Source organism: Microbacterium jepli, from assembly GCF_047237905.1.
GTDB lineage: Bacteria > Actinomycetota > Actinomycetes > Actinomycetales > Microbacteriaceae > Microbacterium.
The window spans coordinates 65,804-91,867 of the sequence record NZ_JBDFLW010000005.1 but is presented as its reverse complement, the minus strand read 5'-3'; the positions used below and the strand labels follow the sequence as shown (position 1 = coordinate 91,867).

Annotated in this window: 24 protein-coding genes; 4 read left to right on the top strand and 20 right to left on the bottom strand. The window is 70.5% G+C overall.

From position 1 onward, the window contains the following. Positions 1-8: 8 nt before the first annotated feature. The 8 genes from ABC304_RS04720 to ABC304_RS04685 are packed head-to-tail and all read right to left on the bottom strand — an operon-like array spanning position 9 to position 8,501. Positions 9-953, bottom strand: a complete 945-nt coding sequence (locus ABC304_RS04720; RefSeq protein ID WP_412929204.1) for a phosphotriesterase family protein — start codon at positions 951-953, stop codon at positions 9-11. Continuing rightward, positions 950-2,452 (bottom strand): xylulokinase, encoded by a 1,503-nt coding sequence (locus ABC304_RS04715; RefSeq protein WP_412929202.1) that lies wholly within the window; start codon positions 2,450-2,452, stop codon positions 950-952. The genes ABC304_RS04720 and ABC304_RS04715 overlap by 4 nt, the downstream gene beginning before the upstream one ends. Continuing rightward, positions 2,449-3,267: a GntR family transcriptional regulator gene (locus ABC304_RS04710; RefSeq protein ID WP_412929200.1), complete on the bottom strand. Its 819-nt coding sequence runs from the start codon at positions 3,265-3,267 to the stop codon at positions 2,449-2,451. Before ABC304_RS04710 ends, ABC304_RS04715 begins: the two co-directional genes overlap by 4 nt. After that, positions 3,264-3,998, bottom strand: a complete 735-nt coding sequence (locus tag ABC304_RS04705; RefSeq protein WP_412929198.1) for a creatininase family protein — start codon at positions 3,996-3,998, stop codon at positions 3,264-3,266. The genes ABC304_RS04710 and ABC304_RS04705 overlap by 4 nt, the downstream gene beginning before the upstream one ends. After that, a complete protein-coding gene (locus ABC304_RS04700) occupies positions 3,995-4,969 on the bottom strand; it encodes an ABC transporter permease (RefSeq protein ID WP_412929196.1) in 975 nt (324 codons plus the stop codon). The genes ABC304_RS04705 and ABC304_RS04700 overlap by 4 nt, the downstream gene beginning before the upstream one ends. After that, positions 4,966-5,967: an ABC transporter permease gene (locus ABC304_RS04695; RefSeq protein ID WP_412929194.1), complete on the bottom strand. Its 1,002-nt coding sequence runs from the start codon at positions 5,965-5,967 to the stop codon at positions 4,966-4,968. Before ABC304_RS04695 ends, ABC304_RS04700 begins: the two co-directional genes overlap by 4 nt. Next, positions 5,960-7,465, bottom strand: coding sequence for a sugar ABC transporter ATP-binding protein (locus tag ABC304_RS04690; RefSeq protein ID WP_412929192.1), 1,506 nt, complete (start codon positions 7,463-7,465; stop codon positions 5,960-5,962). Before ABC304_RS04690 ends, ABC304_RS04695 begins: the two co-directional genes overlap by 8 nt. Before the next feature lies 1 nt (position 7,466). Then, positions 7,467-8,501: an ABC transporter substrate-binding protein gene (locus tag ABC304_RS04685; RefSeq protein WP_412929190.1), complete on the bottom strand. Its 1,035-nt coding sequence runs from the start codon at positions 8,499-8,501 to the stop codon at positions 7,467-7,469. A gap of 166 nt (positions 8,502-8,667) precedes the next feature. Between ABC304_RS04685 and ABC304_RS04680 the strand changes: the two genes are divergently transcribed. Together ABC304_RS04680 and ABC304_RS04675 are read left to right on the top strand one after the other, a co-directional pair. After that, positions 8,668-9,864 carry a hypothetical protein gene (locus tag ABC304_RS04680; RefSeq protein WP_412929188.1) on the top strand — a complete coding sequence of 399 codons (1,197 nt, stop codon included), beginning with the start codon at positions 8,668-8,670 and terminating at the stop codon, positions 9,862-9,864. Between the two features lie 145 nt (positions 9,865-10,009). Continuing rightward, entirely contained in the window at positions 10,010-10,483 is a 474-nt protein-coding gene (locus ABC304_RS04675; RefSeq protein WP_412929187.1) for a hypothetical protein, read from the top strand. Positions 10,484-10,582: 99 nt separating this feature from the next. Here ABC304_RS04675 and ABC304_RS04670 read toward each other — a convergent pair whose 3' ends face one another. Further along, the gene (locus tag ABC304_RS04670) at positions 10,583-11,866 is read right to left on the bottom strand and encodes a glycosyltransferase (protein WP_412929186.1); all 1,284 of its coding nucleotides are present in this window, start codon (positions 11,864-11,866) and stop codon (positions 10,583-10,585) included. A gap of 14 nt (positions 11,867-11,880) precedes the next feature. After that, complete coding sequence (locus tag ABC304_RS04665; protein ID WP_412929185.1) at positions 11,881-13,098, bottom strand: glycosyltransferase; 1,218 nt, start codon at positions 13,096-13,098, stop codon at positions 11,881-11,883. Positions 13,099-13,250: 152 nt separating this feature from the next. On the opposite strand from ABC304_RS04665, the gene ABC304_RS04660 reads away from it, so the two are divergent. Both ABC304_RS04660 and ABC304_RS04655 read left to right on the top strand, forming a co-directional pair. After that, positions 13,251-13,844, top strand: a complete 594-nt coding sequence (locus ABC304_RS04660; protein ID WP_412929184.1) for a hypothetical protein — start codon at positions 13,251-13,253, stop codon at positions 13,842-13,844. Beyond that, on the top strand, positions 13,841-14,485 hold the full coding sequence (locus ABC304_RS04655; protein WP_412929182.1) for a GAP family protein: 645 nt from the start codon (positions 13,841-13,843) through the stop codon (positions 14,483-14,485). The genes ABC304_RS04660 and ABC304_RS04655 overlap by 4 nt, the downstream gene beginning before the upstream one ends. A 100-nt stretch (positions 14,486-14,585) precedes the next feature. Here the strand turns inward: ABC304_RS04655 and ABC304_RS04650 are convergent, their stop codons facing one another. From ABC304_RS04650 to ABC304_RS04605, 10 genes are all read right to left on the bottom strand, one after another. Then, positions 14,586-16,679, bottom strand: a complete 2,094-nt coding sequence (locus ABC304_RS04650; protein ID WP_412929180.1) for an ABC transporter ATP-binding protein — start codon at positions 16,677-16,679, stop codon at positions 14,586-14,588. Continuing rightward, a complete protein-coding gene (locus tag ABC304_RS04645) occupies positions 16,676-18,403 on the bottom strand; it encodes an ABC transporter ATP-binding protein (RefSeq protein WP_412929179.1) in 1,728 nt (575 codons plus the stop codon). The genes ABC304_RS04650 and ABC304_RS04645 overlap by 4 nt, the downstream gene beginning before the upstream one ends. A 153-nt stretch (positions 18,404-18,556) precedes the next feature. Then, the gene (locus ABC304_RS04640) at positions 18,557-18,964 is read right to left on the bottom strand and encodes a hypothetical protein (protein WP_412929177.1); all 408 of its coding nucleotides are present in this window, start codon (positions 18,962-18,964) and stop codon (positions 18,557-18,559) included. Between the two features lie 484 nt (positions 18,965-19,448). Then, positions 19,449-19,904 (bottom strand): heat shock protein transcriptional repressor HspR, encoded by a 456-nt coding sequence (locus tag ABC304_RS04635; protein WP_412929176.1) that lies wholly within the window; start codon positions 19,902-19,904, stop codon positions 19,449-19,451. Positions 19,905-19,932: 28 nt separating this feature from the next. After that, positions 19,933-20,922 (bottom strand): DnaJ C-terminal domain-containing protein, encoded by a 990-nt coding sequence (locus tag ABC304_RS04630; protein WP_412929175.1) that lies wholly within the window; start codon positions 20,920-20,922, stop codon positions 19,933-19,935. Between the two features lie 18 nt (positions 20,923-20,940). Then, on the bottom strand, positions 20,941-21,543 hold the full coding sequence (locus ABC304_RS04625) for a nucleotide exchange factor GrpE (protein ID WP_412929174.1): 603 nt from the start codon (positions 21,541-21,543) through the stop codon (positions 20,941-20,943). Between the two features lie 10 nt (positions 21,544-21,553). Continuing rightward, the gene (gene dnaK / locus ABC304_RS04620) at positions 21,554-23,419 is read right to left on the bottom strand and encodes a molecular chaperone DnaK (protein ID WP_412929173.1); all 1,866 of its coding nucleotides are present in this window, start codon (positions 23,417-23,419) and stop codon (positions 21,554-21,556) included. 155 nt (positions 23,420-23,574) lie between these two features. Further along, positions 23,575-24,153: a hypothetical protein gene (locus ABC304_RS04615; RefSeq protein WP_412929172.1), complete on the bottom strand. Its 579-nt coding sequence runs from the start codon at positions 24,151-24,153 to the stop codon at positions 23,575-23,577. A 23-nt stretch (positions 24,154-24,176) separates the two neighbouring features. Further along, positions 24,177-25,073, bottom strand: a complete 897-nt coding sequence (locus tag ABC304_RS04610) for a galactosyltransferase-related protein (protein WP_412929170.1) — start codon at positions 25,071-25,073, stop codon at positions 24,177-24,179. Continuing rightward, complete coding sequence (locus ABC304_RS04605; RefSeq protein WP_412929167.1) at positions 25,070-26,059, bottom strand: hypothetical protein; 990 nt, start codon at positions 26,057-26,059, stop codon at positions 25,070-25,072. Before ABC304_RS04605 ends, ABC304_RS04610 begins: the two co-directional genes overlap by 4 nt. Positions 26,060-26,064: the final 5 nt, after the last annotated feature.

The following is a 26,064-nucleotide window of genomic DNA, read 5'->3' as shown; positions in this document are numbered from 1 at the left end:
GGGTCTCCTCAGTAGGGCTGGGCGAAGGTGAAGTAGCGCTTCGGGTTCTCCACGAAGAAGAGCCGCTCCAGCTCGTCGATGTCCTTCTGCGAGAAGTGACGCTCGAGCAGCTCCGCGCGGAACCGGGGCAGCCACTCCCCCGCGATGTAGTGAAGGCCGGGGCCCCCCGTATAGGCGGTCAGGTCAGTTCTGCGCGCGAGATCGCCGCCGATGAGGATGCGGTCAGCAAGTCCGGCTTCCACCACCTCGAGCAGCACGTTGATGCGCGTGCTCTCCGGGAAGTACTTGATCTTGGCGAAGCCGTCGTAGCAGAGGTAGGTACCCCGCCGGGCGATCTGCTTGTGGAGGAAGGGATCGGGATTGCGCATGAGGTGGACGATCCCGACGCGATTGAGGTCGACGCCCTCCTCCTCGAGGAGGTCGAGCTGTCGGAGCGCCATCGTGCCGGTCTCCGTGTGCCCGTGCAGCACGGCACCGGTGGCGCGGTGCGCGCGGGCGGCTGCGCGCAGCACGCGCTCCTCGGTCGGGGTGATGCGGTTGTAGGCCGTGCCGTACTTGATGGCGCCCGCGCGGACGTCCGTGCCGTTCATACCGACCTCGACATCGGCGACGATGCGCCGTTGGAGTTCCTCGGTGGGGACGTCGCCCAGGAGGTCGTCGAACCACTCGCCCTTGTTGTAGCCGCCGCATCCGATGATCTGCACCCCCGACTCCTGCGAGATGCGTCGGAGGGCTGCGGGATTGCGCGAGTAGTCCCACGCCGATGCCTCGTAGAGGCTGCGCACACCGACGGCGGCGGCCGCGCGCGCCTCGGCCAGGCCCATCTCCTCGTCGAGGATCACGAGGTCCTCGTCGTTGCGCTTCGCCTCGGGCGGCGCGCCGATCAGGTGCTCGTGCGAATAGGTGAAGCCCAGCTCGTCGGGATCGATGTCGCCTGTCACGGTGCGGATCATGGGTGCTGCTTCCGATCTGTCGAAACGGTGGTCGGGGAGGAGGCGGTCGAACCGGCTGGTGCGGGTCTGGTCGCAAGGACGGTCGACGTGTAGTGGTCGAGAGCGTGAGCGCGGGCGAGCCGGTAGGTGGCCCGGCGACGGCTCCAGCGGGGGGCGTACTCGGGTCGCGGAAGCACGTCGGCGTGCTCGCCGGCGGCTTCGACCTTCACGCCGAGCAGGCGCCACGCCAGAACGGCGGCCCCGATGGCGGAGAGGTCGGGCGCGTCGAAGCGGGTGACGGGGATGCCGGTGACATCCGCGAGGACCTGAGGCCAGGCGGGCAGGCGGCTCCCGCCGCCGGAGAGCACGATGCGGCGGTAATCCCCGCCGATGGCGTCGATCAGCTCGGCGATGTCGAAGGAGACCGCCTCCATTAGCGCGGTGACGAGCTGCTCCGGTCGCGTGGCGGGGGTGATCCCGTACACGGTGCCACGCATCTCCGGAACGAAATCCGGGCTCCCGGAGCCCGCGAGGTACGGAAGGAAGTACAGCTCGCCGAGAGGAGGCTCGCTCTCTGCTGCGGTGAGCGCCGATGCGCCGAAGCTGTCGCGCAGCCAATTGAGCGCGAGACCACCCGTCAGGAGCGACCCCAGCGCGAAGAGCCCGCCGTCGGCGCCGGGGTGCACGGTGAGCTTGTTCAGCGCCTGAGGAGAGAGATGTTGATCGGCGAGCGCGGCCATGAGCGTCGCAGAGGTTCCCAGCGACACGGCGAGCTGGTCCGGCGCCAACCCGCCCGAGCCGACGAGTGCCGCGGCGACGTCGCCCGCTCCGACCGCGACGGGCGTCCCGGCCGACAGCCCGCTCAGACGCCCCGCGTCCTCCGATACGGCTCCCCCGCTCCCGTCCGACGTGAGCAGGGTCGGGAAGGCAGTCCGCGGCAGACGGAGAGCCGCGATCGTCTCGTCCGCCCACGCGCCGTCGCTCAGCAGAAGGGAGTTGCCCGCGTCGGTGGGCTCCGTGGCGATGACCCCCGTCAGGCGCGCCCGGAGGAAGTCCTTGGAAGAGAGCCAGGCGGTGCACCGCGTCAGCGCCTCCGGCTCGTGATCGCGCAGCCAGAGCAGGGGGGACAGCGAGAAGACCGTCTCGGGGACATTGCCGGTGGCATCCACGATGCCGGCCGTCACCTCGTCCGGAAGCGTCGCGAGCTGATCGGCGCCGCGGGTGTCGGCCAGGAGGATCGCGGGGCGCAGCGGCCGGAGTGCCTCGTCGACCAGGACGACCGAGCTCATGTTGCCGCTGAAGCCGATCGCGTCGATCTCACTCAGAGGGACGGTGAGGCTCTGGACGGCGGTGCACAGCGAGTCCCACCACCGTTCGGCGTCCACTTCGACCCGGTCCGCGTGGTCGGAGATGCCATGGTGTGCGGCGGTGCTCTCGACGACCCTTCCTGCGCGGTCCAGGACGAGCGCCTTCACACTGGTGGTTCCGACATCGATCCCCAGAGTCCAGCGTCCACTCACGCGGAGCTCTCCTCGACGTGCTCGAGCACGCGTCTGCCCGGCGTGCCGCGGCCGATGCGGATCGCCACGGCGAAGCTCTCGCCGCGGACGTACGACAGCGAGGATTCCGCGGGCGTGCCGTCCTCGAGGTAGGCCGTGCGGCCCACCCGCATGACCGGTGTGTGGCGTTCGAGCTCGAGATGCTCTGCGGTGGCATCCGGCGCCTGCGCCGCGCTCCACTGCTCGTCCGCGGAAGACGGCCTGCCCGCCGGACCGGACACGCTCTCGAGGCACTCGTAAAGCGAAGTGCGCGCGATCTGGTCCGCATCCACCCGTGGGTAGACGGCCGCCGGCAGCCACGAGGTCAGGTGCACGACGGGCTCGCCGTCGCTGACGATGATCCTCTCCACGCGCCACACCTCGTCGTCGGGTCCGAGACCCAGTGTCGATGCGACCTCCTGCGGGCTGCGCGTGCGCTCGACCGACAGCACCCGTTCGCTCGTGATGTGTCCGGCCGCGCGCAGGTCCTCACTGAAGGAGGGCAGAGTGCGCGCGACGTTCGAGCGCACGGCACGATCGACATCCGCGACGAAGGTGCCTCGGCCCTGCCGCCGGTAGACCAATCCGCGCTGCTCGAGGTCGCGCAGGGCCTGCGTCGCGGTCGCACGGCTCACGCGGAAGTGGCGGACGAGTTCGTGCTCGGACGGCAGCCGCACACCGGGCGAGCGGTCCTGGATGCGGACAGCCAGCCGATCGGCTATCTGCCGATAGCGCGGGGTGTCGGAGTGGGCGTCGAACTCGCCGAGCGTGCCGACGTCGATCCCTTCGTCGGTCATGCGGAGACCTCGGCCTTCCAGTCGGAGATGAGCGCTGCGGCGGTCGCGACGACCCGCTCGACGATCACATCGCCCTTCGCTGCGGTGGCCGCCGTCGCGTCGCCGAAGACGCCGCTCTCCGACACCGTGTGCCACCGGACGGCGGCGACGTCGAAGTGGCCCGGGTAATCGGGGTACTCCGACACCGCCCGCTCCATGCGCACCCGATGCGGGTCCAGCGCCAGCATGATCGACGTCTCGAGCTCATCGGCGTGCATGATCGACGGGTGACTCTCCGGGCTCTCGCGGACCTCCCCGGCCACGGCCGACAGGCCCGGGTAGGTCAGGGCGATCGCCGGAAGACCTCCTGACTCCTCCAGCGCACGCGTCGCCTTCTTCAGGGCGGCGGCGTTGCCGAGATGGGCGGACAGGAGGACGAGCCCCCGCACGCCGACGCGCTCCAGACCCCGGGCGACATCGGTCACCAGGTGGATCAGCGTGTCGTCGCTGACAGAGAGGCTTCCGTCGAAGTGCTCCAGCGACCAGACCTGCCCGTACGGCATGGTCGGCAGCTCGAGCAGACCGGCCCGTTCGGAGATCAGGCCTGCGAGGGCGTCGGCCGCGAAGACGTCCGTGCCGAGAGGCAGGTGCGGCCCGTGCTCCTCGACGGCGCCGAATGGCAGCAGGGCGAACGGACGCTCCGCGACGGCGGCCTCGACCTCCGGCCAGGCCAGATCCAGCCAACGTGTCATGCTCGACGCCTTCCTCTCGCCTTCGCCAGGCGTCCGTTGATGAACAGCATCGCGATGAGAACCGCTCCGTAGAAGATCGCCTGAACTGGCGACGACACGTTGAACGAGTTCAGCACCGTCGTGAGCAGCGCCAGCACGGCCACTCCAGCGAAGGTACCGATCATTCCTCCCGCTCCGCCGCTGAGGGCAGCGCCGCCGATCACGGCGGCCACCACGGAGTTGAGTGCGTAGCTGTCGGCCGCGGTGAGGGAAGGCGCGCCGGAGTAGGCGATCAGCAGGATGCCGGCGAGCGCGGCGAGGCCGCCCGATGCGGTGTAGGCGAGCAGCGTGTGACGCCGGCGCGGCACGCCGTTCAGCCACGCGGCCTCCGGGTTGGCGCCCACGGCGTAGAAGCGGCGACCGGCGACCGTGACGCTGAAGAACAGTCCGACGACGACCAGGACAAGCAGGAATACGAGCAGTGAGCCCGACACCGGCAGACCGAGCACCCGTCCGTCGGCGAGTTCGCGCAGCTCGGGCGGAACGACGCCCTTCGGCTGGCCGCGGGTGATCAAGGAGTAGCCGCCCTGGATGATCGTCGCGGTGGCGAGGGTTCCGAGGAGCGGCGGGATAGCGGTGTAGGCGAGGAGCAGGCCGTTGACGAGGCCGATCCCGATCCCCGCCAGGATGACGAGGGGCACGGTCGTCATCAGACTCGCGCCCGGTGCAGCCGTGAGCACCGCCACCATGATCCCCGCGAGATTCATCACCGGTCCCACGGACAGGTCGAGGCCGCGGTTGATGATGACGATGGTCTGGGCGATGGCGACGACACCGAGCGGTGCGGCGTTGGACAGGATGCGCAGCACGCGATCGATGCTGAGCCCCCCTGACGCGGTGACGGCCAGGAGGATGAGGCATGCCAGGGTCAGTCCGTAGGCGACCCACAGCTGCGGGGGAACACGACGGACCGCGGCGGCGACGGCGCTCACGCGCGAGCCCCTTCCCGGCGCAGAAGCGCACCCTTCAGCCGCCAGGGCACGCGCACGCCGGACCCGACGAGCTGGTAGACGCCCATGGCGGCCAGCAGCAGCACGCCCTTGAAGATCATCTGGTAGTAGGAATCGGTTCCGGTCAGGGTGATCACCTGGCCCACGACGGCGATGATGACGGCGGCGGGCAGCACATTGAGGACCGATCCCACGCCGCCCGTGATGAGGATGCCTGCCACGAGCACCGTCGCGATGGAGTCGATGACGGACGAGGAGCCGACCAGGGCATCGGCGGTGAAGGTACGCGCGACGATGGCGACGCCGCCGAGCGCAGCCAGGAGCCCGGCGACGGCGAAGGCGACGAGGGTGGCCGCGTGCACGGGGAACCCGAGCCGTCCGGCGCTCCGCGGGTCGTAGCCGGTCGCCTGGATGATGCGCCCCATGCGGCTCTGGCTCATCCAGAGCCACACGATGACGAGCGCGACGAGAGCGGCGAGGGCGAGAAGGGGCACCGGACCGAAGGACTGAGCGAGCGCGCCGATCAGATCGTATGGCGCCGCCGCGTCGGGAGAATCCTGCAGGAGGAGTGCGAGCCCCTGGATCGCGCCGGCCATGGCGAAGGTCATGAGGAGTGGGTTGATGCCCGCGGTCATCCCCAGCCCGTTGACGAGGCCGACGGCGAGCCCGGCGAGGAGGGCGAGCACGAGCGCCGTCGGCGCTCCGCCCGGCAGCATCCCGTGCAGCGACAGCACGACGGTGGCGAGGCCTGCGACGGCTCCGACGGAGAGGTCGATGCCCCCGATCATGATCACAACGGCCTGCCCGATGGAGATCAGGACGATGGGAGCCAGCGAAGCGAGCAGGGAGTTGATCGACACGGTGCTGCGGAAGGCGGGCAGCGTGATGGCCGCGACGGCCACGACCACCACGGCGATCGCCCACAGCGCGCCTGCTCTGCGCAGTGCCCGCAGCGCGGTCGTGGACAGGGGGTTAGACATGATGCTCAGCTCCTGTTGCGAGGTGCATGACGGCGGTCTCGGTCGCTTCGGCTCCAGGGAGGACGCCGGTGATGCGTCCCGAGTACACGACGTGGATCTCGTCTCCCAGACCGAGGATCTCCTGCAGATCGGTCGAGACGAGGGCGACGGCGACCCCGTCGTCGGCGATCTGACGGATGGCCCGGTATATCTGGGCACGGGAGGCGACGTCGACACCGCGTGTGGGGTCGTTGAGGACCAGCACCCTCAGCCGGGGGAAGATCAGCCAGCGCCCCACGATCACCTTCTGCTGGTTGCCGCCGGACAGTTCGATGATGGGCTGCTGCACCGACCGGCTCTTGACGGCGAGGCGCTGCACGAGAGCGCGCACGATCTGGCGCTCGCGTACGGCGTTGAGGAATCCGGTGCGGAAGACGCTCGGCGCCGACGGCAGCATGGCGTTCTCGGCGATCGACTTCTCCAGCAGGAGACCCGTGCGGCGCCGGTCGGGCGAGACGTACCCGATTCCCCGTCGCACTGCCCCGCGCGGCCCGCGCAGCCGCGTGGGCTTCCCGTCCACGAGGATGCGCCCTGTGGCCGGGTTGCGCGCGCCGGCAAGGACTTCCGCGATCTCGCTCTGGCCGTGGCCGTCCAGCCCCGCCAGGGCGACGATGCGCCCCGGCCGCAGTGACAGCGACACACCGGCGACGCGACCGGGGACCGTGACGTCCTCCAGCGTCAGGACGGGGTCGGAGTCTCCGGCGGCTCCGGACCGCGGGGGGAAGACCTCCCCTTCCTCGCGTCCGACCATCGCCTCGACGAGCGACGAATGCGTGTGGCCGGCGAGCGCGCCGAACTCCACCTGCTCGCCGTCCCGCATCACGAGGACGCGGTCGCAGAGGGCGAACAGCTCCTCCATGCGATGCGACACGAACATGACAGCGGTTCCCTGTCGCGTGAGGGCCCGGACCGCAGCGAAGAGCAGCTCGACCTGCGGTCCCTCCAATGACGAGGTCGGCTCGTCCAGGATGAGCAGGACCGGTGCGACGGCGACGGCCTTCGCCACCTCCACCAGCTGACGCTGACCGACCGTCAGGTCCTCGACCGTCGCATCGACGGAGATGTCGAGACCCAGCTCGTCGAGCACCTTCTGGGCCCGTACGCGCGACCGCTTCTCCGCGACGACGGGACCGGCGTCCGCACGATCGAGCTCCAGGTTCTCCGCGACGGTCAGGTTTCCGAAGAGACTGAGTTCCTGATGGACCATCGCGACCTGACGGCCGAAGGGCCCCTCCGCGGGTGCGAGGTGGATGCTGCCGCTGTCGGGCGTCAGCGCGCCCGACAGCAGGTTCATGAGGCTCGACTTGCCGGCGCCGTTCTCGCCGACGAGCGCGAGGACCTCACCGGCGCGCACGTGGAAGGAGATGTCCGCAACGGCGCGCGTCGCCCCGAAGGACTTCGTGACGCCGCGGCACTCGAGCGCGTATGCGTCGCTGGTGGTGAGATTCTCGCTGCGCATCTCAGCCGAACAGCGCCAGGATCTCGTCGTCGGTCATCTTGGTGTTCACCCAGAGGCTGTCGGGCATGTCCGGGCGCACGAACTCGGCGATGTTCTCGGCCGTGATGACCTCCGGCTCGAGGATCTGGTCCTTCTCGACCTCCTCGTCGCGGACGGCAGCCAGCGCCGTCTCGAGGGCGGTGGCGGAGATCCACGTCGGCTTGGCCACCGCGATCGCATCGAAGCCACCGTCACCGGAGGCGATGATCGACTCCCACTTCTTCAGAAGCCCGTTGCTGTCCTCGCCCGTCATCGGCACCAGGGGGACTCCAGCCGCCTCGAACGCCTCGATCGCTCCCAGGGTCATGGACCCGCCCTGAGACCAGACGCCGTCGATATCCGGATTCGCCGCCAGGACGTCCTCCACCGCGGTCTTGGCCGTGGCCTGATCCCACTGGCCGTCGATGGTCGACACGACCTCGAGGCCGGGATAGTCGGCGAAGACGTCCTGCGCGCCGCGCCAGCGGTCATCGCTTGTCGGGATGCCTGCGATGCCGTTCAGGGCGATGATCCGGCCCTGTCCCCCCAGCTCGTCGGCAAGCCACTGCGCTCCGGTGGCGCCGAACGCGGTGTCGTCGACGTTCACGTACGAGGTGTAGGCGTCGCTGTCCGCCCCCGACGCGCTCAGGACCACCACGATGCCTGCGGACTGCGCCTGGGCGAGGACCGGCGCGATGCCCTCGGGCGAGATCGGAGTCACGATGATCGCGTCGACGTCACGGGCGATGAGGGACTGCACGTTGCTGATCTGCGTCTGGGCGTCGTTGTTGCTCTGCGTGATGATGACGTCGTCGATCTCGTCGCCCAGCCGCTCGACCGCCGAGGAGAACTCCGCCTCGAGCTGCGCCGACCAGGTGTTGCCGACGAAATAGGAGTCGTAGCCGATGACGACGCCGTCCTCATCCGCGGGAGCGCCGGGGTCGGCGGAGCAGCCTGCGGCGATCATGGCCGTGGCAAGCGTCGCCACGGCGAAGACGGTGCGCGCACGTGTGTTCATCAGGAGTGGCCTTTCGTTTCGGGGGCGACGGCCGGGTGCCCGTCGGAATCTAGAGTGCGGTTGTACGGTCAACCTGTCAAGCTGTTGGCATGTCATCGCTGCGTTTCGCAGCAATCGGAAATCAGCGGGAAACACGAGCGCCCGCCAGGAAGGGAAGGACCACGTCATGGCGTCCTCCGGATCTGCGATGTACCTGTTCCCCTCCGATCTCGTCGACGAGGGGGTGGACGTCGTCCTGGCAGCGCTTGATCGACTCGGCTGCAGGCCCGCGGTCGCCGTCGCCTATCACCAGGCCCGCGACGTCCTTCCGCACGCCGGCCACAAGCCTCGCCTCCGCTTCCGCCGGGACGGCGTCTTCTTCGAGGAGAAGGAGGGGTGGCCGTCCCCCGAGCTCACGCCACCCGTGCAGAGCGCCGAGGAGAACCGCTCCGTCGCCGAACTGCGCGCAGCGGCCGACGGGTCTGCGCCAGAGGCGTGGACCGTCTTCCTCCACAACACCACGCTCGGCGAGCGGCTGCCGAGTGCGGTGGCTCACACCTGCTTCGGCGACCCCCTCTACGCCAACCTGTGCCCCTCGCATGCCGCGGTGCGTGCCTACGCCCTGCGCCTGGCGACTGCCGTGGCGGGTCGTGGCTTCGATGTCATCGCCGAGGCGCTCAGCGGGCAGACATTCGCCCACGGCCATCATCACGAGCGATCCTTCACCCCGCTGGGGGAGGGCGAGCAGGTGATGCTCGCGGTGTGCTTCTGCGACGCCTGCCGGCTGCTCGGCGAAGGAGCCGACGTCGACGTCGACGGCCTGCGCTACGGACTGCAGGACCATCTGCAGAGGGCCTTCTCCAGCGAAGCCGGCATCCCCGCGACGCGGGATGCCCTCGCCGGCGCCGTCGGCGAACCGGTCCTCCGCTATCTCGACGCGGGGACGACGGCCGTCACCTCGCTGGCTGCAGACGTCGCCTCCGCCGTCCGCGGCACGGGTCGACGGCTGTCCTTCATGGACCTGACCGGCGCGGTGCTCGGCTACGACGATGGGGTGCCGTCCGGGCCGGACGCCGCGAAGCAGGCCTGGCGCCTGCGGATCGATCCCGCCGCGATCGCCCCGTCCGTCGACTCGTACAGCGTGCTGGGCTACGTCCGTGACGCAGGCCGCCTCCATGATGACGTCGCTTCCTACCGCACGGCGACGGGTGAGACGCCGCTCCGCGTCATCCTGCGACCCGGCTTCCCCGATGCCCGTACGCAGGACGATCTCATCGCCCACGTCGACGCCGCCCGGTCCGCCGGCGCCGACCAGGTCGACTTCTACAACTACGGAATGTACGACAGGAAGATCCTGGAGCGCATCCTGTCCACGTGCCGCTGATCCGTCCCGCTCCCTAGACTCGGTCTGCATCCGAGTCACAGAGAGGCTGCCGATGTCGACTCGCCCGTCACCGCCGTCCGGACCGTTCGACAACCGACCGCCTGCGCCATCCGAGCGGCACGCGCCCGCACCAGCGCCACCGTCGATGCCACCGACTCCCGGGAATGCGCAACCTACGCAGGGTCACGCGGCGGGACCGCAGGCGTATCCGCAGGGGCAGCAGGGATATCCGCAGCAGGGTAGCGGGCACCCTCAGAGCTACCCGCCGGCCGCAGGACCCGCCGGCCGCGCGCCGGCTGCGCGCTCGCGCAACGTCCCCGGCCTGGTTTCGCTGATCCTCGGCGCCGCGACCATGCTGTGGGCCTTCGTGTTCCTGTTCATCCAGGCCGGCGCGATCGCGGACGCGACGCCCTCAGCGCTGGGGGCGCTGGCCGCCGTGAACCTCACCATCCAGGGTCTGCTCTCGGTTGCCGGGCTGGTGTTCGGGGTCATCGGCCTCGTCGTCCGCGACCGTCCGCGCGCGTTCGCCGGCATCGGCACGGGCATCGCGATCGCGGGTCTGGTCGGCGCGGTCGTGGGGCTGCTGTTCCCGCTCGTGATCGGCCTCGCGTACGGCTGAGCCCGTCGATCTCGGCGTGACCACCCGATCAGCCTCCGTTCGGCCGAGTCCGCTCGTCGCGGCCGGAGCCCCGATGGGGTCCTCGGTCAGCCGGCCGGCTCAGGCCGCGCCGAGCACTCGGCGGTACACGTCGATCATCGAGGCCGTGCGCGAGGACTGTCGGAACTCCTCGCGCAAGCGCGCGGACGGCTGCACGGCGTTACCCGCGGAGATGTCTGCGGCGGCTGCGCGCACGGTGGCGGCGAGCGCGCCGATCGAGGCGTCGGAAGCGGACGGCGCAGCATCCACGTCCCCGCCCACCGCCCAGAAGCCGGTGCCGAGCTCTCCGGCGAGGTCGGGGTCGCTCACGACGGCCGGGGTGCCGAGCGCGGCCGCCTCGAAGATGGTCATGCCCTGCGTCTCGAAGCCGATCGACGTCTGCACGACCGCGTCGGCCGCGCGGATGCGCCGGAGCGTCTCGGCGTAGGGCAGCCGGCCCGAGAAGCGGACGGATGCTGCACCCCGCGTCCGCGCGACGAGTCGCCGCGCCGCGGAGAGCTGTCCCCCGCCGCCGATCACCTCGACGTCGGCGTCGACGCCCGACGCCGCGACGGCCTCGAGGAAGGGCAGCAGGCGCTTCTCGGGGCTCATCCGGCCCACCCAGACGAAGCGCGGCCGGCCCGGCGCGCGCTCGTCGGGCGTGCTGCGCAGCACCTCGTCGAGGAGGTCGTCGTCGATGCCGTTCCAGACCACGTCGACCCGCCCCCCGACGGTTCCGCCGGGCACGGCGCCGTGACCCTCCAGCCGCCGGGCGAAATGGGCGGAGGGGGTGGTGACGGCCTGCGACCGCCTCGCGAAGGTGCGGAGGAACGCCCAGCCGTCGCGACCGGCCGGAGCGCCACCACCGGCTCGCCGGCCACCGGCCCGCCCGCGGTCGGTCTGCCCGCGGGCGCCGCCGAGCGCCCGGCGCTGCCAGGCGTTGAGCACGCGGAGCACGAGCCCGGGGAAGGGCGCGGTCGCCTCGATCCCCACGTCGACGCGGTTGTGCATCGTGTGCACCACCGGCAGGCCGTGGCGGCGGGCGAAGCGGTGGCCGAGGAACGCCCCCCAGAAGTCCGCCTGCACGTGCACGATGTCGACCGGCGGTCGCCGCGACATCCGGTCGTCGATCACGCGGTCCGCGCGGGAGCCGGGCCAGACGAAGGCGTACTCGCGGTCGAGGGTGATGGGCATCGACGGGATGTCGAGGTACGCGGCATCCGGATCCGTCTGTCGCGCCCGCGCGCCGTGCAGCGCGGGCGCGACGATGGTGACCGTGTGCCCGGCCTTCTCGAGGAACCGACGCTGCAGACGCATCGAGACCTGCGCGCCGCCCGAGGTCTCGACGTGCTGGTCGCCGAACATGACGACGTGCATCGTCAGCCCGGCAGCGGTTCGTCGCGGTAGAGCGCCTCGAAGGTGTCGAGCGTGCGGTTGATGTCGTGGATGACGACGCCGTCGAGGGAGGCCTGCTGCATGCGGAGCCGCTCCTCGGGGCTCGCCGTCAGCACGTCGGTGAGACGGGCCGTGAGCTCCTCGACGTTGCCCGGCTCGAACAGGTAGCCGTTCTCACCGTGCTGCACGAGGTGCGGGAGGGCGACCGCGTCGGCCGCGACGATCGGGAGCCCGGAGGCCATCGCCTCCATGGTCGCGATGGACTGCAGCTCGGCGATCGAGGCGATGGCGAAGACGCTCGCGCGGGAGAGGAGCGCGCGGAGGTCGTCTTCGGAGGTGCGCCCGTGGAAGGTCACGCGGTCGTCGAGGCCGAGCTGGTGCGTGAGCTGCTCGAGGTTCTTGCGCTGATCGCCGCCGCCGACGATGTCGAACGTCGTGTCGAGCGCGGGATCGAGCCGCGCCATCGCCCGCAGCACGAGCTCGATGTGCTTCTCGGTGGTGAGGCGGCCGACGAACACGATGCGGTTCGCGTCGCGCGGCGTGAGGTCGGGCGTGTAGTTCGTCGCGTCGATGCCGCAGCTGATCGGGATCACGCCGTGGATGTCGACGGTGCGCTCCAGGAAGTCGGCGGCCTTGCGCGTGGGCGTCGTCACGGCGCGGGTGAGGTCGAAGGTGCGCTTCGCGTCGTCCCAGGCGAGCTTGACGACGATCTTGTCGAGCACGGGCGGAAGGGTGGTGAAGTCGACGATGTTCTCGGCCATCACGTGGTTCGTCGCGATGATGGGGATGCCGCGCTTGTGCGCCTCACGGGCCAGTCCTCGGCCGATCACGATGTGCGACTGGATGTGCACGACGTCGGGCTTGATGTCGTCGAGGATCCGGCGCGCGTAGTGCTTGACCCGCCACGGCCACACGAACGTGAGCCAGTCGTGCGGGGCGTACCGGTACGACGGGAGTCGGTGCATGGTCATCGGCTGCCCCTCGATGACCTCGGTGAAGCGGCCGTGGTTGCGGTGACCGTCGCTCGGGGCCATCACGTGCACGTCGTGGCCGCGGGCGACCAGGCCCGCGGCGAGGCGCTCGGCGAAGCGGGCCGCGCCGTTGACGTGGGGCAGGAAGGTGTCGGCGCCGATCAGGACGCGCAGGGGCCGACGGTCGTCGGCGGGTCGCGCGTCGGGGGCGGGCGTCGCGGGGGTGCTCACGGGCTGCTGATGCCTATCTCTGCGGCGGGAACGGGGTCGCACGAGGTGCTGCATTCGCACCCCGACTCTACCCGAGGGCTCCGGTGGTCCCCGGTGGACGGGCCGTCGCGGCATCCATCCGCCTCCCTGCGACCGCCCCGTACGCTGGTGGCATGCCCCGACTCCAGGCCGACGCCGATCCGGGCCGGTGGGTTCCGGTCACCGACTCCCTCGGCCTGCGCGGGCGTCGTCACCGCAAGAAGGCGATCCGGATGCTGCTGGGTCAGGCCGGCCTCGCCGTCGGGGCCGAGGGGCGTCCGGGTGGGGGCGTGGCGGCCTGGGCGATGAGCCAGGCGGCGCCGTTCCTCATGCGCCGGGCGGCGGGCCGCGTGCTCGCCTGGGTGTGGAAGTCCGACCCCGACCTGCTCGTCGTTGTCGCCCAGCTCCAGGTCGCGACGCCGCAGCTGCGCACGGCGCGGGCGATGATGCCCATGGAGTACGACGACACCGAGAACTTCCGCGGAACCTACCTCGGCGTGGGCGAGAAGCTCGCGATGCCGCTGCCGTCGGAGCCGCGCACCCCGCCGTTCGCCACCTACACCTGGGACACTGGCACCCACTTCGTCACCGTGACGGCTGTGTGCTCCGACCGGGAGCGCTTCGGCACCGTGATCGGCGACGTCGACGCCCTTGCGCGCACCCTGCGGGTCGTCGATGACCTCGCCGTCGGCGAGTCGGCCACCGTGCTGCGCCTCGATCCCGCGTGACCGAGCTCCTCGCGCTGCCGTCGGCGCTCGGCGTCGCGCTGACCCCGATGGCGCTGGTCGCCCTCGTCCTGTTGCTGCGGAGTCGCCGCGCGCCAGGCGCCGTCAGCGGATTCCTCTTCGGCTGGACGCTCGGCGTCGTCATCGTGCTGGCCGTGGTGGGCTTCTTCGCGGTCGTGCTCCCAACCGATCGGGATGCTGCGGCCTCCGCCCGCGGCATCCTCCATCTCGTCGCGGGCGCGCTGCTCCTGCTCCTTGCGCTGCGCGCGTGGTGGACACGGCCCCGGGACGCCGACGAGCCCGAGCTTCCTATCTGGCTCCGCGGCGCGGACGATGCGACGTTCGGGCTGGGCTTCGCGCTCGGCTTCTTCCAGTCGGCGCTGAATCCGAAGAATCTGCTGCTGCTGATCGCCGCCGGGCTCGCGATCGCCGCCGACCCCGACCGGCCCATCGGTCCGCTGCTGGTGCTCGTGGGGCTGTTCGCGGTCGTCGCGTCGCTCGCCCTGGTGGTGGTGTCGGTGATCCGCGCGGGGCGGCGCGAGCGGCTGCAGGTGTGGCTGATGACGCGCGGATGGGTCGTCACGGCGGCGGTGTCGGCGATCGCGGGTGTCGTGCTGGTGGCGCCCGGGCTCGCACGCGTCTGACGGGCGTTTCGACTCGCTCCGCTCGCTCAACGGGCGGGTGGACGGGCCGGCGAAACGACGAGGGGCGGATGCCGCAGCATCCGCCCCTCCTCTGTTCGTGTCAGTTCGCGGACGGTGCGACACCGGTGGCGCCGGCGATCGCGGCCTCGGTCGCCGTGTCGGGCGAGGACGCAGGCGACGTCGCGGGCGCGGCGCCGTCGGTGTCGAGGTCGTGCGCGGCCTGCTCGAACTGCGACTGGTAGAGCCGCCAGTAGGCACCCTGCGCCGCGATGAGCTCGGTGTGCGAGCCCTTCTCCACGATGTCGCCGTGCTCCATCACGAGGATGAGGTCGGCGTCGCGGATGGTGGACAGACGGTGCGCGATGACGAACGACGTGCGTCCCTCGCGGAGCGCCGCCATCGCGTGCTGCAGCAGCAGCTCGGTGCGGGTGTCGACCGACGAGGTGGCCTCGTCGAGGATCAGCACCGACGGCTGCGCCACGAACGCGCGCGCGATCGTGATGAGCTGCTTCTCGCCCGCCGAGACGTTCGACGCGTCTTCGTCGAGAACGGTGTCGTAGCCCTCCGGGAGGGAGTGCACGAACTTGTCGACGCGGGTGGCGACGGCGGCCTCGACGATCTCCTCATCGGTCGCGCTCTCGCGGCCGTAGCGGATGTTGTCGCGGATCGTGCCGGCGAACAGCCACGGGTCCTGCAGCACCATGCCGGTGCGCGAGCGCACGTCGTCGCGGGTGAGCTCGGCGATGTCCTGCCCGTCGAGCAGGATGCGACCGCCGTCGAGCTCGTAGAACCGCATGATGAGGTTCACCAGCGTCGTCTTGCCCGCGCCGGTCGGGCCCACGATGGCGACGGTCTGCCCGGGCTCGACGCGGAAGGACAGGTCGGTGATGAGCGGGCGCTCGGGTGTGTACGAGAAGCGGACGTTCTCGAACTCGATGACGCCCTCGCCGTGCGCGGGATGCGGGGCATCCACGGCATCCGGCTCCTGCTCCTCGGCGTCGAGCAGCTCGAAGACGCGCTCCGCCGATGCGGTGCCGGACTGCACGACCGCGGCCATGCCGCCCAGCTGCGACAGCGGCTGGGTGAACTGCTGCGAGTACTGGATGAAGGCCTGCACGTCGCCGAGGCGGAGCGTGCCGCTCGCGACCTGCAGGGCACCCAGGACGGCGATGCCGACGTAGGTGAGGTTTCCGATGAACATCATGCCCGGCATGATCATGCCGGAGAGGAACTGCGCCTTGAAGCTCGCTTCGTAGAGCTCCTCGTTCTCGGCCTCGAACTTCTTCCGCGAGTCCTCCTCGCGGCCGAAGACCTTGACGAGGGCGTGTCCGGAGAAGGACTCCTCGACGCGGGCGTTCAGGCGCCCGACCTTGCGCCACTGGATGCCGAAGGCCTTCTGCGACTGCGGTCCGATCACGCCGAAGATGACGGCCATCAGCGGGAGCGAGATGAGCGCGACGATCGCGAGCTGCCAGGAGATCGAGAACATCATGATGAGCACGCCGACGACCGTCAGCACCGAGGTCACCACCGACGACAGCGACTGCTGCATCGTCTGGGTGATGTTGTCGATGTCGTTCGTGACACGCGAGATGAGCTCGCCGCGCTGGACCTTGTCGAAGTAGGCCAGCGGGAGGCGGTTGATCTTCGCCTCGACCTGCTCGCGCAGGCTCCACATCGCGCGCACCATGATCACGTTGATGACGTAGCCCTGGATCCAGCTGAGGAACGCCGACGCCACGTAGATCGCGAGAACGGCCACGACCACCATGCGCAGGCGGTCGAAGTCGACGCCTGCACCCACCTGGAAGTCGCTGAAGCCGCTGACGACGTTCGCGAAGTCGCCCTGGCCGGCCGACTGGAGTGCGGAGACGACGTCGGCCTGCGACGTGCCGGCCGGGAACTGGTCGCCCAGGGTGCGGGAGATGACGCCCTCGAAGATGATGTTCGTCGCCTCGCCGAGCACCTTCGGCGCGATGACCGAGAGGAAGACGCCGATCGCTCCGAGGATGGAGACGAACACGAAGGCGGCGGCATGCGGCTTCAGCAGGCCGACCAGACGGCCGAAGCTCTTGCCGAAGTTGTCGGCCTTTCCGGGCTTGACGCTGTCCCAGTCGCCCGACGTCTGCCGAGCCTGCTCGGCGAGCTCGAGCTCGAGGCGCTCCTCCTCGGTCAGTGCGTCGGCGGCGCTCATGCCTCCACCCCCAGCTGCGACTGCACGATCTCGCGGTAGGTCTCGCTGTCCTTCAACAGCTCCTCGTGCGTGCCGAGTCCCACCATGCGGCCGTCCTCCAGCACGACGATGCGATCGGCCTCCGTGATCGTCGACACGCGCTGCGCGACGACGATCTTGGTCGTGTCGGGCAGTTCGCGCCAGAGCGCCTGCCGGAGTCTGGCGTCGGTCGTGAGGTCGAGCGCCGAGAACGAGTCGTCGAAGATCAGGATGTCGGGCTGGTGCACGATGGCCCGGGCGATGGCCAGGCGCTGACGCTGTCCGCCGGAGACGTTCGTGCCGCCCTGCGCGATCGCCGCGTCGAGCTGCTTGTCCATCTTCTCCACGAAGTCCCGGCCCTGGGCGATCTCCAGCGCCGCCCACAGCTCCTCGTCGGTGGCGTCCTCGCGCCCGAACCGCAGGTTCGATGCGATCGTGCCGCTGAACAGGAAGGGGCGCTGGGGCACCAGGCCGATCCTCTTCCACAGGTGATCAAGATCGGCCTGGCGCACATCGACACCGCCGACGCGGACCTCTCCGCCCGTGACGTCGAAGAGCCGGGGCAGCAGGGAGACGAGCGTCGTCTTGCCCGCGCCCGTGGAGCCCACGATGGCGACCGTCTCACCGCGGGCCGCGCCGAAGCTGATGCCCTTGATGACGGGGGACTCGGCGCCCGGGTAGGTGAACTCGACGCTGTCGAACTGCACGGTGCCCGGCTCGCTGAAGACGCTGACCGGGTTCTCGGGGCGCGTGAGGGTCGACTCGCTGGCCAGCACCTCGCCGATGCGCTCGGCCGACACGGCCGCGCGCGGGATCATGATCGTCATGAAGGTCGCCATGAGCACGCCCATCAGGATCTGACCCACGTACTGCATGAAGGCGAACAGCGTGCCGATCTCGACACCGCCCTGGTCGACCTGGATGCCGCCGAACCAGATGACGCCCACGACCGTGACGTTGAGCACCAGCATGGCGACGGGGAACATCAGCACGAAGAGAGATCCGACCTTGCGCCCGACGACCATGATGTCGGTGTTGGCGCCACGGAAGCGCTCCTCCTCGATGTCTTCACGGACGAAGGCGCGCACCACGCGGACACCCGTGAGCTGCTCGCGCAGCACGCGGTTGACGGCGTCGAGCTTGACCTGGAAGCTGCGGAACAGCGGCACCATCCGGCTGATGATGAGCGCGACGATGATCAGGAGCAGCGGCACGGCGACGCCGATCAGCCAGCTGAGCCCGACGTCCTGCTGCAGCGCCATGACGATGCCGCCGATGGCCAGCAGCGGAGCGCTGACGAGCATGGTGGCGCCCATCATGGCGAGCATCTGCACCTGCTGGACGTCGTTCGTGTTGCGCGTGATCAGCGACCCGGGGCCGAACTTCGAGACCTCGCGCTCGGAGAACCCGCTCACCTTCTCGTAGACGTCGAGCCGGATGTCGCGGCCGACGCTCATCGCCGCGCGCGCGGCGAAGTAGGTGGCCACGACCGAGGCGATGATCTGCCCGAGCGAGATCGCGAGCATGAACGACCCGGTCGTCCAGATGAAGTTCGTGTCGCCGGTCGCGACGCCCTTGTCGATGATGTCGGCGTTCAGCCGGGGCAGGAACAGCGACGCGATGGCGGCGACGAACTGGAACAGCAGAACGCCGGCGAGCAGCGCGCGATACCGGGACAGATAGCGGATGAGGAGTTTTGCGAGCACGAGCGTCTCCGATGGATGTCGAGGCTCCACGAAGACCGGGATGCCGCGAACGGCGGTCGATGGGAGCGGATTCAGGCTAGACCGAACCCCGGACACACCGCCAACGCCCGGCCTACGCCCTCAGCGGACGCCTCACCGCACACGGTCGGTTTCTCACCGACCGGATGCTGCGGCCCACTCCTTCCGGCGCGCCGCGGTGGTGCGCAGCATCCAGGAGTCCACCACCAGCTCGCGGAGCCGGTCGACGTCGATGTCGTCGAGCCGCACGAGTACGGCGGGATAGCCCGCGAAGTGCGGGGTGTCGAAGGCGACGTCGTCGTAGGCGGCGAGCACCTGGGCCTTGCCCTCCATGCCGTCGACGCGGACGCCGACCACGGTGCCGTCGGGCCAGGTGCGTCCGAGCTCGGCCAGCTGCGCATGATCGGTCTGCGACGCCGGCCGCTCCCACACGTACATGCCCTTCGACGCGCGCCAGGCGCGTCCGCCGCGGTGTCCCTCGACACCGTCTTCGGAGTCGGGCAGGTCGCGCGCGATGGCGTCGATGTCGCTGAAGTCGGCCATGCGGTCAGTGTGCCCGTCGCCGGGCGCGACCACCACCCCGCCGACGCAGACCCGCCGTCCGGCTCAGCGAACGCCCTCGCGCACCTCGGCGGCGGTGTCGACTTCGGTCTGGGGCGGGGCGTTGCGCAGACTCAGTCCGGTCGCCACCGCGACGACGGCCGCAACGATCCCGATCACGTGCACTTGTCCAGTCCCGGTGATGGGCGCCGTCCTCCCCCGTCCGGCGACGGCCAGACTCCGGCGCAGCCTGACGGGCCGACGGCGCGCGCCGCGGCATCCGAATCAGCACCGCGAGAAGTCGCAACACGCCGCGCGATCGGTGCGCGACACGGCGTGTTGCGACGTCTCGCGGGTCGAAGAGGCCGCGCAGAGGCATGCAACCGGAACGACGGCCGGTGCGCGCCGCGCAGCGACACGCGGCCGACGCGGGTCACACGGGCGGGGCGAAGCCGGAGCGGGCCGCATGGGCCCGCGAGGGCTTCGGTCAGTCCTCGACCTCGGCGTCGTCGGGGTCGAGCTCGCGGCGCGGGCGCCACAGCACGACCTCGGTCGCTCGACGCACGCGGGCGCCGTGCCGCAGCGGCACGGCGGGGCCGACGCTTCCGGCGGCGAACACGCGGGCGCCGGGGCGGGAGGCACGCTCGATCTGAAGCTGCCGCTCGAGGTCGCTGACGCGACGGCTGAGGGCGTGCACCTGCTCCTCGAGCTCGATCACGCGCGCGATCGCGGGGAGGCTCATCCCATCGGCGGACAACCGGGCGACCTCGCGCAGCTGCTGCACGTGGCGCAGGGAGTACCGGCGCGATCCGCCCTGCGTGCGCGCCGGCACCACGAGGCCGAGCCGGTCGTACTGGCGCAGCGTCTGCGGGTGCATCCCGGCGAGCTCGGCCGCCCCGGCGATCGCGAAAATCGGCGAGTTCTCGTCGAGGTCGTCGGTCATGCCACCCGCTCCTGCCCGCATCATCGGCTCAGCCGCGCGCCTTCGACATCAGGTCGGCGCGGGGACTCTCGGTCGGCTCGAGCTCGCGGAACCTCTCGAGCGCGGCGCGCGCCTCGTCGTCCAAGTGCGACGGCACGGCGACCTGCACCTCGGCGAGGAGGTCGCCGAGTCCCTTCGACGTCTGCACGCCGCGGCCCTTCACGCGCAGCACGCGGCCCGACGGGGTGCCGGGGGCGACGCGCAGCTTGACGGGATCGCCGCCCAGCGTCGGCACCTCGATGGTCGCGCCCAGCGCGGCCTCGGTGAACGACACCGGCACGACGACTCGCAGATTCAGGCCGTCACGTGTGAAGACCGGGTGCGGCCGCACGGCGATCTGCACGACGATGTCGCCGGTCTCACCGCCGTCCGGCGACGGACGGCCGCGGCCGCGCAGACGGATCTTCTGCCCGTCGGAGACGCCGGCGGGGATCTTCACCTTGAACGGGTTGCCGTCCTCGCCCTGCAGCGAGATCGTGTCGCCCTTGGTCGCGGTGATGAAGTCGATCGTCGTCCGCGCGGTGACGTCGGCGCCGCGCGTCGGACCGCCGAAGCCGCGGAAGCCGCCGCTCGTCTGGCCGAAGCCGCCGGAGCCGAAGCGCCCGCCCTGGTTGAACATCGAGAAGATGTCGTCGAAGTCCTCGGCCGTCTGCGCGCGGGGGTTGCCGCGGCTCTGGCCGAACCGGCTGAACACGTCCTCGAAGCCGCCGCCGTTCTGGCCGCCGGCCTGGAAGCGCGCCCCGGAGCCCATGGCCCGGATCTGGTCGTACTCCGCCCGCTGCTCCGTGTCGGACAGCACGGCGTACGCCTCGCTGATCTCCTTGAAGGTCGCCTCGGCCGCAGCATCCCCCTGATTGGAATCCGGGTGATACTTGCGCGCCAGTTTGCGGTACGTCTTCTTGAGGTCGGCCTCGCTGACGTCCTTGGACACCCCGAGGACCTTGTAGAAGTCCTTGTCGAACCAGTCCTGACTGGCCATGCGTCTCCTTCTGAGGCGTTAGTCGGCAGGAACGGCGACGACGACCTTCGCCGGACGCAGCTCGATGGAGCCCAGGCGGTACCCGGTCTCCACGACCTCGAGGACGGTGGACTCGGTGGCTCCGGGTGTCGGCACCTGGAAGATCGCCTCGTGCTGCTGCGGGTCGAACACCTCGCCCGCGGCGCCGTAGGACTCCACGCCGAGCTTCTCGGCCACGGCGCGCACCTTCTCCGCGATGGCGGCGAAGGGCGAGCCCTCGGTCAGGTCGCCGTGCTTCTCGGCACGGCTGAGGTCGTCGAGCACCGGCAGCAGCGCGGTGGCCGCACGCCCCTGGGCGCGCTCCACCTCGATCTGCCGCTGCTCCTCGGTGCGCCGGCGGTAGTTGGCGTACTCGGCGGTCAGGCGCTTCAGGTCGATCAGGAGACTGTCGTCCCCCGACCCGGAGGCGCCCGCGGCGTCAGCGGCCGCAGCATCCCCCGTCTGCTCGGCACCCAGGATGTCGTCGACCGTCAGCGGCTCCTGAGCCCCACCCGCGGCGGGGCCGGCGGAGTCATCCGCCGGCCCGTTCACGGAATCAGGGCCCTCGTCGCCGATCGGCGCGTCGCGGTCCTTCTTGCTCATGGGAGTCGTCCTACTTCTTCTCGTCCTCGTCGTCGACGACCTCGGCGTCGATCACGTCCTCCTCGGGGTTCGGCGTCTCGCCGTTCCCGGGCTGACCGACGTTCGGGTCGGCCTGCTCGCCCTGGGCCTGCGAGGAGGCGTAGATCGCCTCGCCCAGCTTGCCCTGGCTGGCGTTGAGCTTGTCGAACGCGGTCTTCACCGCGTCGTCGTCATCGCCGGCGAGCGCCGTCTTCAGCGCGTCGACGTCGCCCTGCACCTCGGTCTTGACGTCCTCGGGCAGCTTGTCGTCGTTGTCCTTGATCAGCTTGTCGATCGAGTAGGACAGCGTCTCGGCCTGGTTGCGGGTCTCGGCGGACTCGCGGCGCTTCTTGTCCTCCGCCGCGTGCTCCTCGGCCTCGCGCACCATGCGCTCGATGTCATCCTTCGGCAGCGACGAGCCGCCGGTGATGGTCATCGACTGCTCCTTGCCGGTGCCCTTGTCCTTCGCGGACACGTGCACGATGCCGTTGGCGTCGATGTCGAAGGTGACCTCGACCTGCGGGATGCCACGGGGGGCCGGGGCGATGCCGGTGAGCTCGAACGTTCCCAGCGGCTTGTTGTCGCGGGTGAAGTCGCGCTCGCCCTGGAAGACCTGGATCGCCACGGACGGCTGGTTGTCGTCGGCCGTGGTGAAGGTCTCGCTGCGCTTGGTCGGGATGGCCGTGTTGCGCTCGATGAGCTTGGTCATGATGCCGCCCTTGGTCTCGATGCCGAGGCTCAGGGGGGTGACGTCGATGAGCAGCACGTCCTTGCGCTCGCCGCGCAGCACACCGGCCTGCAGGGCGGCGCCGACGGCGACGACCTCATCCGGGTTGACGCCCTTGTTGGCGTCCTTGCCGGTCTCGCGCTTGACGAGCTCGGCCACGGCGGGCATGCGGGTCGATCCGCCGACGAGCACGATGTGGTCGATGTCCTCGACCTTGATGCCGGCTTCGCGGATGACGTCGGCGAACGGCTTCTTCGTGCGGTCGAGGAGGTCCTTGGTCAGGTCCTCGAACTTCGCGCGCGTGATCGTCTCGCTGAGCGACACGGGGCCGCTCTCGGTCAGCGACAGGTAGGGCAGGTTCACACTCGTGGACGCGGAGCTCGAAAGCTCCTTCTTCGCCTGCTCGGCAGCCTCCTTAAGGCGCTGGAGGGCGATCTTGTCACCGGAGACGTCGACGCCCGACGTGGCCTTGAACTGCTTGATGAAGTAGTCGACGAGGCGCTGGTCCCAGTCGTCGCCGCCGAGGCGGTTGTCACCGGCGGTCGAGCGCACCTGGATCGTGGAGAAGTCGTCGTCCTTGCCCACCTCGAGGAGGGAGACGTCGAACGTTCCGCCACCGAGGTCGAAGACGAGGATGAGCTCGTCCTCCTTGCCCTTGTCGAGGCCGTAGGCCAGCGCCGCGGCAGTGGGCTCGTTGATGATGCGCAGCACGTTGAGGCCGGCGATCTCGCCCGCGTCCTTCGTGGCCTGACGCTCGGCGTCGTTGAAGTAGGCGGGGACCGTGATGACGGCGTCGGAGACCGTGTCGCCGAGGTACTCCTCCGCGTCGTGCTTCAGCTTGCCGAGGATGCGGGCCGAGACCTCCTGCGGCGTGTACTTCTTGCCGTCCACGTCGAAGGTCCAGTTGGTGCCCATGTGGCGCTTGACGCTGGCGACCGTGCGGTCGACGTTGGTGACGGCCTGGCGCTTCGCGGTCTCACCGACGAGCACCTCGCCGTCCTTGGTGAACGCGACCACCGACGGGGTGGTGCGGAAGCCCTCGGCGTTCGCGATCACCTTGGGCTCGCCGCCCTCCAGGACGCTGACGACGGAGTTGGTCGTACCGAGGTCGATTCCGACAGCACGTGGCATTTTCTCTCCCTTGTTGAAAGTTGTGGTCCGGGCCGCAACCAGAGGGTTGAGCCGGAATGACTCAAGGCTATCGAAGGCTCCGAGAACCTGTCAAGGCAACTTGACATGAGAAGGCTCAAGTTCTGCTGTGAATCGGATGCCGCGGCATCCGCTCCTCAATAGGAGTGCGCCAGGGTCTGCAGGCCGACGACGACGAGCCCCAGCGCGATCAGCATCGCCAGCGCGCTGAGCTGCTGCCACCACGTCAGCCGCGACCGGCGCACCGCGAGCCAGCCGATGACGCCGAGCGTGGCGATGTAGACGATGAGGCAGATGCGCAGCGCCGTGTCGATCTCGAGGACGCCGAACAGCGCAAGGGCGAGCAGGATGCCGGGGGTCACCATCGTGCTGATCGACCCCGCAGCGACCCGCAGCCTTATGGCGAACTCGGTGCCGTCGGGGAACGTGCGGTGCACCGCGAGGTGGGACAGGATGTCGGACACGAAGCCGGCGACCGTGATGCCCAGCACGCCGAGCAGCAGCGCGACGAGGGCGTGGTCGGCCTCCGGGTGGTCGCCGAGGTCGACGGCCAGGATGATGGCCAGCCCGGTGAAGGTCGCGTAGACGCGCTCCTTCAGGTACGCCACGAAGGCGTCCTTGCGGCCCGCCAGCTCCGCCGGTCGGGCGCCCGCGCGTCCGAAGCGCTCCCGTCGCGACCGGGGCGTCGCCGCCGTGCTCTCGTCGCCCTCGGACATGATCCACCTCTCCGGCGACGAGCCTAGCGACGGAGGGCGGGGCCGTCCGTCGTGCGTCGCCAGGTGCCGTCGGAGTACTCGACGGCACCGGCGGCGGCGAACGCGTCGAGCCAGCCGCCCATCGGCCAGGTGCCCCAGCGGTCGGCGAACACCGCGCCGTTGCGCAGGATCGCGTCGAGGTGCGCCCATGGGGGGCTGCTCGTCGGATGCCACTGGTGGAACGCGTCCGCGCCGCCGACCCAGATGAGGGGGATGCCGCGGCTCCGCGCGGTCCAGGCGAGGTCGGTGTCCTCCGCGCCGTAGCCCTCGTACGCCTCGTCGAATCCGCCGAGGCGGTGCCACGTGTCGGCGGTGAGCGCGAAGGACAGCGACCAGAAGAGGTCGTACTGCGCGTCGGGGGCGGTGACGAGCTCGCCGGGATCGGGCGCCGGTCGCGCGCGGTGCGGGCGCCGGAGCGCTGGCAGGTCGTCGATGAGCTCCGGGCGCTGCACGCTCGCAAGGTAGGTGACCGGGCCGGACAGGATGGCCTCCGGATGCTGCGCCGCGGCATCGCGGTAGCGCGGCAGCAGCTCCCGCCCGGGCAGGCAGTCCACGTCGAGGAAGACCAGCAGGTCGGCCCCCGCGTCGATGGCCGCGCGGGCGGCGGCGTTGCGCCCCGCGGCGACGCGGAGGCCGCCCGGGCCGGGCGGGACGTGCAGCGAGATGTCCGCGGGCAGTCCCTGGGCTGTCGTCGCGTCGAGCTCCTCGGCGTCGAGCCAGACCTCGACCCGCAGCATCCGCTCGCTCTCCGGCTCGCCGGCGACCGCCTCCGCGAGGAACCGGCGCTGCCGTACGAGGTGCTCGTGGCGCGCGGCGGAGGCGGTCGTGATGACCGCCGTGCGGCCGGGCGCGGCGACGGGCGCGGTGTTCTCGCCGCTCACCGGCGCGTCCCCTCGATGACGGCCGCCGCCCGCGCGGCGGCGCCGCTCACGCCCCACTTCGTCCAGTCGGGGCGGAGGTCTCGCACCTGGTGGATCATGCTCACGAGCGTCTCGGCGTCCGGATCGGGGTCGGCGACCACGGCGAGGCCGTGCCGCCGGAGAACCTCTCCCGTCGCACGCTGCTCGTCGAAGGGACGCTCCTGCGGCACGACGACCGCGCGCGCGTCGGCCGCGGCGAGGTCGGCGACGCTGTTCTGACCCGCGGCGCTGACGATGACGGCGCTGCCGCTCAGCAGCGGCCAGGGATCCGCGACACGGTCGTCCGTCCCCGCGCCGATGGACCGGAAGGTCCAGCCGTCGGCGGCCAGCAGCCGGGCGGTCGCCGCCACGACCGGCTCAGGTGCGACCCGCCCGAGGAGGAGGACGGAGCGGTCCTCGCGCTCGGCGGGCGCGCGCCCGCCGAAGCGCGAGATGCCGCCGGTGAACACGGTCGTCGCCGCGGGCGGATCAGGGTGCAGGCCCGTCGCCCAGGGGGCGAGCACGCGCGTCGCCAGCCTGTAGGCGAGGAGGTGCGGCGGATCGGTGCGCTCCCCCGGCTGCGTCACGACCACCGTCGGCGTGCCGAGCAGCCGCGCGAGGGCGGCGACCTCGGCGCTGACGTCGACGACCATCACGTCGATGTCGCGGGCCTCGATCGCGGCGGCGATGACGGCCAGCCGGGAGCGGTGCCCGCGGTGGCCGAGCGGCGCCCAGTGCAGCGCCCCGCCCGCCGTGGGGTCGGCGGCCTGCGGCGCCAGCTCACTCCCGTCGCGGCGCACGATCGGGTCGTCGTCGGCGGGCAGGCGCACCCACTCCGTGTCGGCGGGCAGGTCGGCCGGCGGTGCGAGGGAGGAGAACACCGTGACCGCGTCGAGGAGGTGCGGCCGGACGGCGAGGAACCGCGTCGCGTGCCCGGATCCATGGTGGTGGACGTACCAGCCGATCATGCCGC